This window comes from Rhizobium sp. BR 315 (assembly GCF_050577975.1).
GTDB classification, from domain to species: Bacteria; Pseudomonadota; Alphaproteobacteria; order Rhizobiales; family Rhizobiaceae; genus Rhizobium; species Rhizobium miluonense.
Map to the genome: position 1 here is coordinate 1 of NZ_JARWKZ010000158.1, position 630 is coordinate 630.

A 630-nucleotide genomic window follows, 5' to 3' on the forward strand; every position below is an offset into this window, starting at 1 on the left:
TAATTATTTTCCTCTTTTCTGTTTAGTTTTTGTTAAGTTCAGACCATTGCTTCTCAAAATTCTGGAACGGATCATCAGAGGTATTGATTTTTTCTGTGACACTCGGCTTTTTCCACTTTTTAATTACTAAAAACAGGATGTACGCTGCAGCTAAACCAAGTATTGCAGGAAGATTACTTGCAGTGATACAGAGTAATATGATGCCTAATGCTCCCCATCCTATCTTCGCTCCTGTATGCCCTGCCTTTAAAAATTGCTTGAACACAAGGTACAGCAATGCTCCGCTTATAATCAGCCCAACTAGAGGACCTAACTGTGACAGAAGGATAATTGCCGCTGTCGCCCCGATAAGAACTAAACCTACTTTTTTCATTTCATCAATCTCTCCTTTCATTTCATACTCCTATCATAGCTTTCAGCACGTTTTTTCATAACGTGCTTCCGCTTGATTTCTCTCTAAGACTTGAGGCTTAGTGGATGCTCAGCTTTCTGGCGGCATAAAAAAAAGACCTTCTCTTCAAAAGGTCTTTAGGCTGGCATTAATCATCCAACGAGTCTGCTGTAAATGGCTCTTGCCCTTGAGCGCTCATCAGTGCCATGGATAATGGCACGTCCGTCTTTAAATAGGAC

The 630-nt window shown here is 41.0% G+C and carries 1 protein-coding gene; it reads right to left on the minus strand.

Annotation, left to right across the window (positions count from 1 at the left end; all coding sequences use genetic code 11):
- Window positions 1–22: 22 nt before the first annotated feature.
- Window positions 23–394 carry a flagellar basal body rod protein gene (locus QD409_RS35510; RefSeq protein WP_311315973.1) on the minus strand — a complete coding sequence of 124 codons (372 nt, stop codon included), beginning with the start codon at window positions 392–394 and terminating at the stop codon, window positions 23–25.
- Window positions 395–630: the final 236 nt, after the last annotated feature.